This is a genomic window from Microbacterium sp. ISL-103 (assembly GCF_018613995.1).
Taxonomy (GTDB): domain Bacteria; phylum Actinomycetota; class Actinomycetes; order Actinomycetales; family Microbacteriaceae; genus Microbacterium.
In genome coordinates this window covers 1-5,512 of record NZ_JAGGPD010000408.1, presented here as the reverse complement: position 1 = coordinate 5,512, position 5,512 = coordinate 1, and the positions used below count along the sequence as shown (strand labels likewise).

General features: G+C 68.3%; 7 protein-coding genes and 1 pseudogene. 4 read left to right on the top strand and 4 right to left on the bottom strand.

The features are described from left to right. The coding region (locus J7E68_RS14655; RefSeq protein WP_215173767.1) for an SDR family oxidoreductase at window positions 1-614 on the bottom strand (614 nt) is incomplete at its 3' end. Window positions 615-724: 110 nt separating this feature from the next. Continuing rightward, window positions 725-2,164 (bottom strand): DUF6421 family protein, encoded by a 1,440-nt coding sequence (locus J7E68_RS14650; protein ID WP_215173765.1) that lies wholly within the window; start codon window positions 2,162-2,164, stop codon window positions 725-727. Window positions 2,165-2,236: 72 nt separating this feature from the next. Between J7E68_RS14650 and J7E68_RS14645 the strand changes: the two genes are divergently transcribed. The 4 genes from J7E68_RS14645 (at window position 2,237) to J7E68_RS14630 (ending at window position 4,790) form a co-directional block, all read left to right on the top strand. Continuing rightward, entirely contained in the window at window positions 2,237-2,698 is a 462-nt protein-coding gene (locus J7E68_RS14645; RefSeq protein WP_215173763.1) for an Lrp/AsnC family transcriptional regulator, read from the top strand. Between the two features lie 94 nt (window positions 2,699-2,792). Continuing rightward, entirely contained in the window at window positions 2,793-3,083 is a 291-nt protein-coding gene (locus J7E68_RS14640) for a DUF4287 domain-containing protein (protein WP_215173762.1), read from the top strand. A 32-nt stretch (window positions 3,084-3,115) separates the two neighbouring features. Continuing rightward, the gene (locus J7E68_RS14635) at window positions 3,116-3,763 is read left to right on the top strand and encodes a dihydrofolate reductase family protein (RefSeq protein WP_215173769.1); all 648 of its coding nucleotides are present in this window, start codon (window positions 3,116-3,118) and stop codon (window positions 3,761-3,763) included. Window positions 3,764-3,812: 49 nt separating this feature from the next. Then, window positions 3,813-4,790: a 1,4-dihydroxy-2-naphthoate polyprenyltransferase gene (locus J7E68_RS14630; RefSeq protein WP_215173760.1), complete on the top strand. Its 978-nt coding sequence runs from the start codon at window positions 3,813-3,815 to the stop codon at window positions 4,788-4,790. A gap of 21 nt (window positions 4,791-4,811) precedes the next feature. Here J7E68_RS14630 and J7E68_RS14625 read toward each other — a convergent pair whose 3' ends face one another. Next, window positions 4,812-5,096 carry a DUF4229 domain-containing protein gene (locus J7E68_RS14625; RefSeq protein ID WP_215173758.1) on the bottom strand — a complete coding sequence of 95 codons (285 nt, stop codon included), beginning with the start codon at window positions 5,094-5,096 and terminating at the stop codon, window positions 4,812-4,814. Window positions 5,097-5,133: 37 nt separating this feature from the next. Then, window positions 5,134-5,512: pseudogene (locus J7E68_RS14620) on the bottom strand (hypothetical protein); the annotation flags it as partial.

Here is a 5,512-nt window from a genome sequence, read left to right as displayed (position 1 = left end):
AGCTCGGCGGCCTCGCCGTCCCACAGTGCCAGCACCCGCGCGATGCGCGACTCCGCATCGAGCGCCCTGGCGCGGAACACCACGGATGCCGCGCGCAGCGGCTCTCCGGCATCCCTCGCCGCCTTGGCGAACCCCTGCGCGACAGCCCGTGTCCAGGCCTCGCTCGCCGCCTTCACCGCGGCGTAGTTCGCCCCGCCTGCGAGGGGACGGCCGACCGCTGTCGACGAGACGATCGCGAAGCGTCCGGCATCAGACTCCCGCAGTGCCGAGTCGAAGGCGCGGCTGGTCGCCCGCACGGCGTCGAGCGCGGGGAGCAGCGCGCGGAAGTCGTCGTCGGTCTGCCCGATGAGGCCGCCGCCGCCCCGCCAGCCGCCGACCAGGGGGATCACCGCGTCGACCTGGTCGAGCCGGGAGGCGAGCTCGGTCATCGCATCGAGCGACGTCGCATCGGCGACCTCGACCCGGGCGCCGACGGCAGACAGCTCTTCGAGACGCTCGGCTGACCGGCCGGTGGCGATCACCCGCGCTCCGGCATCGACGAGGGCGTGTGCCAGTGCGGTGCCCGAAAGGCTGGTCGCTCCGGCGAGGACGATCGTGCGGTCGGTGACGCTCATGTGCTCAACTCTCGTGAAGAAACAGTTCTGCGGCCACCCCGGGCAGGAATGGCCGCAGACGCTGCGTTCGGACGATCAGACGGCCGAACCCCAGAAATGCGCGATTCGAGTCAGACGTCGGTGCCCCGGATGCCGACGGTCGACTCGATGACCGGCTTCATCTTCTTGTCGAGGGCTTCGAAGAACATGGACAGGGGGAACTCGTCGTCCAGCACCGCATCGGTGAAGCCCTTGGGCGCACCGGCGAGGATCTCGTCGGGCAGGCCACGAGCCCAGCGCGACGCGGGGTTCGGGGTCAGCACGGAGCGGACGAGGTCGTAGGCCGCCAGCCAGTGGGCGGTCTTCGGGCGGTCGATCGAGCGCCAGTAGAGCTCGTCGATCGCGTCGCCGAGTGCGACGACAGCGTCGGGCACGGCATCCCAGTCGAACGCCAGCGCGGTGTCGGTCCAGTGCAGGACCCCGCGCTGGTGCAGCCAGGCGAACAGCAACTGTCCGCCGAGTCCGTCGTAGTTGCGCACGCGGGATCCGGTGATCGAGAAGCGGAAGATGCGGTCGAAGATCACGGCGTACTGCACGAGGTCGGCGTGCTCGAGCATCTCCTGCTCGGATGCGGTGATCTCCTCACCCGCGTCGACACGGGCGCGGAGGGTGCGCTCGATCTTCACCGACTCGCGGAATGCGGTCAGGTCGCACCGCAGCTCCTCGAGCGAGTAGAGGAAGAACGGCATGCGCTGCTTGATCATGAACGGATCGAACGGCAGATCACCCCGCATATGCGTGCGGTCGTGGATGATGTCCCACATCACGAACGCCCGCTCGGTGAGCGCCTGGTCGTCGAGCATCGCCGCGGCGCGCTCGGGCAGGTCGAGCTTCGTGATGGCGGCGGCGGCGCGGGTGACCCGCCGGTAGCGGGCGGCCTCGCGGTCCTGGAAGATCGCGCCCCATGTGAACGAGGGGATCTCGCGCATCGCCACCGTCTCGGGGAACAGCACGGCGGAGTTGGTGTCGTACCCCGGGGTGAAGTCGACCAGGCGCAGCGAGACGAACAGCTTGTTGCCGTAGTCGCCGGCTTCGAGCGCGCCGATGAACTCGGGCCAGATGGTCTCGACGATGAGCGCCTCGACCAGGCGGTCGCTCGAGCCGTTCTGCGTGTACATCGGGAAGACGACGAGGTGACGGATGCCGTCGACACGATGCTGCTGCGGCTGGAAGGCCATCAGCGAGTCGAGGAAGTCCGGCACGCCGAAGCCCTCGTCGACCCAGCGGTCGAAGTCGACGACGGACGCTCTGAGGTAGTCGGCGTCGTGCGCGAAGGCGGGGGCGAGTGAGCGGATGCCGGAGGTGATCGCGGCGACGAGGTCGCGGGCGGCGGCGTGGTGCGCGGCATCCGGGATCGATCCGTCTTTGATCTGCATCTCGCGGATCGCGATCGCGGCGTCCTTGAGCTGTGCCCACGCTGCGGAGGATTCGGCGATCGACGCGTCTTCGACGACCTCGGGTTCGCCGACGATGGCCTGAACAGCGGTGCTGTGGGCGGAAATGATGGACATCGGGACCTCCGATCGGAGAGTTTGACGGAAAGATTCCGGCATATACGGAATCCTGACGATAATCTTACATCCATGGATGATTCTGTCGACCGGGCGATCCTCGCCGCCATCTCACGAGACGGCAGGGCGACACTGTCGCAGCTCTCCGAGGCCGTCGGGCTCTCGGTCTCGGCCGTGCAGTCACGACTCCGACGTCTCGAGACGCGGGGCGTCATCACGGGTTACCGCGCGATCCTCGACCCCGAGCTCGTCGGCACGCCGCTCTCGGCGTTCATCGAGATCACCCCGCTCGACCCGGCTCAGCCCGACAACGCCCCCGAGCTGCTCGAGCACCTCGACGCGATCGAGGCCTGCCATTCGATCGCAGGCGATGCCAGCTACATGCTGTTCGTGCGGGTCGCCTCGCCGAGGGCGCTCGAAGAGCTCGTGCGAGACATCCGGCTCGCGGCGAACGTCAGCACCCGCACCACCGTGGTGCTGCAGACGTACTACGAGCACCGGCCGATCATCGCGGTCGCGCCCGAAGACGCCTGAGCGCACTCTGGAGGAACGCTCTCGCAGCGGCCATACTCGTGACAGATCCCTCATCGGAGAGGATCCTCTGAGCACGCGAGAACCACGGAGTCCCATGTCCTTCCAGGCGTACCTCGACAAGGTCGAGATCCAGACCGGCCTCACCCCACGCCAGTTCATCGAACTGGCCAGGGAGCAGGGGTTCGATGAGAGCACCAAGTCGACCGTCGTCCTCAACTGGCTCAAAGAGGACTACAGCCTCGGGCACGGCCACGCCCAGGCGATGGTGCACGTGATCCTCAAGGGGCCGAAGATCAGCGACAAGCACGTCGGCACGGGCGGCGCCCACGGAGATGCCTCCGACACCCTCTGGCTCGACGGCAAAGACAGCAACCCGAACGCCTGAGCCGCATCACCCGCACCTGCAGAAGAGAGGGCATCATGGCCGTCCGCGTCGATCTCAACATTTCCCTCGACGGATTCGCGACCACCACCGATCAGACTCCCGACAATCCGTTCGGCGACGACTGGGGGCGTCTCGTCGCGGCGTACACCGCGACGCGCACGTTCCGCACCCGCGTATTGGGCGACGACTCGGGCGCGGGCACCACGGGCGTCGACGACAGATACGCCCAGGAGTACTTCGAGGGCATCGGCGCCGAGATCATGGGTGCGGGCATGTTCGGCCTGCATCTGCACGGCGACGACCCCGAGTGGCGCGGATGGTGGGGCGACGTGCCTCCGTTCGAGGTGCCGGTCTTCGTGCTCACCCACGCTCGGCGAGACTCGATCGAGTTCGCCAACGGCACGGTCTTCCATTTCGTCGAGACGACCCCGGAGGAGGTGCTCGCCAGGGCGACGGCCGAGGCGGGGAATCGGGACGTGCGCGTCGGCGGAGGTGTCGACACGGTGCGTCAGTTCCTGCGGGCGGGGCTCGTCGATCGGCTGCATCTCGCGGTCAACCCGCTCGTGATCGGCAGCGGCGAGCGCATCTGGGACGATCTGCGCGGTATCGAGAACGACTATGCGTTCTCGGCCGAGGTCGCCGAGTCCGGCGTCACGCACATGACGTTCCGCCGCGACTGACGCGAGTGGCTCGACGGCGGCCATCGGCGCCCCCAGTAGGATTCCCTGCGTGGCAGCATCCTCGAAGCACAAGAAGAATCAGACCCGCGTGAGCGGCAATCCCGCGAAGCGGGCGAGCGGCAACCCGGCGAACCAGGTCGCCATCGACGCGGGTCCCGTCACGGTCGGCGACTGGATCGGCGCCGCACGCCTGCGCACGCTTCCGCTGGCGGTCGCCCCCGTCGTGATCGGCACCGGCGCCGCCCGCAGCACCGGGCCTGAGTTCCACTGGGTCATCGCGCTGGCGTGCCTCGCGGTGGCCGTGCTGCTGCAGATCGGCGTGAACTTCGCGAACGACTACAGCGACGGCATCCGCGGCACCGATGCCGTTCGCGTCGGGCCGGCACGCCTCACCGCATCCGGTCGGGTGAAGCCCCGCACGGTGCTCGTCATCGCGCTCATCTTCTTCGCGCTCGCCGCAGCGGTCGGCCTCGCGATCATCATCCGCACCGAGCAGTGGTGGATGCTGGCGATCGGTGCGGCCTGCATCATCGCCGCCTGGTTCTACACCGGCGGCAAGCGTCCGTACGGATACAACGCCCTGGGCGAAGTCTTCGTGTTCATCTTCTTCGGGCTCGTCGCGACTCTCGGCACCACGTGGGTGCAGGTCTTCACGCTGCCTCAGCAGGCCTGGCTCGGCGCGATCGCCGCTGGGCTCTTCGCCTGCGCCGTGCTGCTCGCCAACAACCTGCGCGACATCGATCAGGACCGCGTGGTCGGCAAGCGCACCCTGACCGTTCTGATCGGCAGGCGCGCGACGCAGGTGCTGTTCACTCTGTTCGTGCTGGTGCCCTTCGGCATCCTGGCATTCATCGCGCTGCTGTACCCGATCGCCTGGATCGGCCTGCTCGCGCTGCTGGCAGGGCTCCCCGCCATCCTGATCGTCTGGACGTACCGCCAGGCGAAGGAGCTCGTCGTCGCTCTGGCGCTGACGTCTCTGACCGCTCTGCTCTACGCCGGAGCGCTGTTCTGGGCGTTCTCCGGCTGAGGCCGCGCGCCGGTGGCGGAGTCAGGACCGCTCGACTCCGTCGATCGCGTCGTCTTCGACATCCGCATCGGCCTGCGCGGCGGAGGGGCGGCCCTCGCGGCGCTCGACGAGACGTGCAGAGGCGTCGGTCAGCGGCTCGCGCAGGAACAGCATCGAGATGCTGACGCCGATGAGGGCGGCGAAGATCGCGGCGAGCCACCAGAGCTCGCGGAAGATCGGGAAGAAGAACCACATGATCGCGAGCGGCACGGCGAAGGCCAGCAGGCGCAGCACGGTGTAGACGAGGAAAGGTGCGGGTTTCTTCACCCGCACAGTCTACGTTCGCGACCTGAGGGGTCGGCTGTCAGCCCTCGATGCCCAGGTGGGACAGCGGGATGCCGCGCACCACGCGCTTCCACGGGTGCTCGCCGAGAGACCAGAGCAGTTGCGCATCGAGGTCGAGGGCGAGGTCTTCGCAGCCGACGGGGAGCGCCGTGGGGTCGCGCACCAGCGCGTCGGGCGTGCCTGTCCACAGCGCACCGGGGCGCATGAGGTCCGACTGCGAGATGAAGTGCCTGTCGCCCCAGCGCACCGCGCCCTGCATCCGTCGGATGCCGGGGGAGAAGCGAGTCAGCTCTTGGAAGTCGTCGTCGTCGGAGTCGGGCACCGCGAACTCCGCGATCCGGCCCTTGTCGTCACGGGTGTCCTCGCCGATGAGCCCGTGTCGCAGCGGCGTGCCGTCG

What these genes read in the sequence shown, in the direction of transcription:
- J7E68_RS14650 (WP_215173765.1), bottom strand. Translation starts at nt 2,164, where the DNA reads ATGTCCATCATTTCCGCCCACAGCACCGCTGTTCAGGCCATCGTCGGC.
- J7E68_RS14645 (WP_215173763.1), top strand. Translation starts at nt 2,237, where the DNA reads ATGGATGATTCTGTCGACCGGGCGATCCTCGCCGCCATCTCACGAGAC.
- J7E68_RS14640 (WP_215173762.1), top strand. Translation starts at nt 2,793, where the DNA reads ATGTCCTTCCAGGCGTACCTCGACAAGGTCGAGATCCAGACCGGCCTC.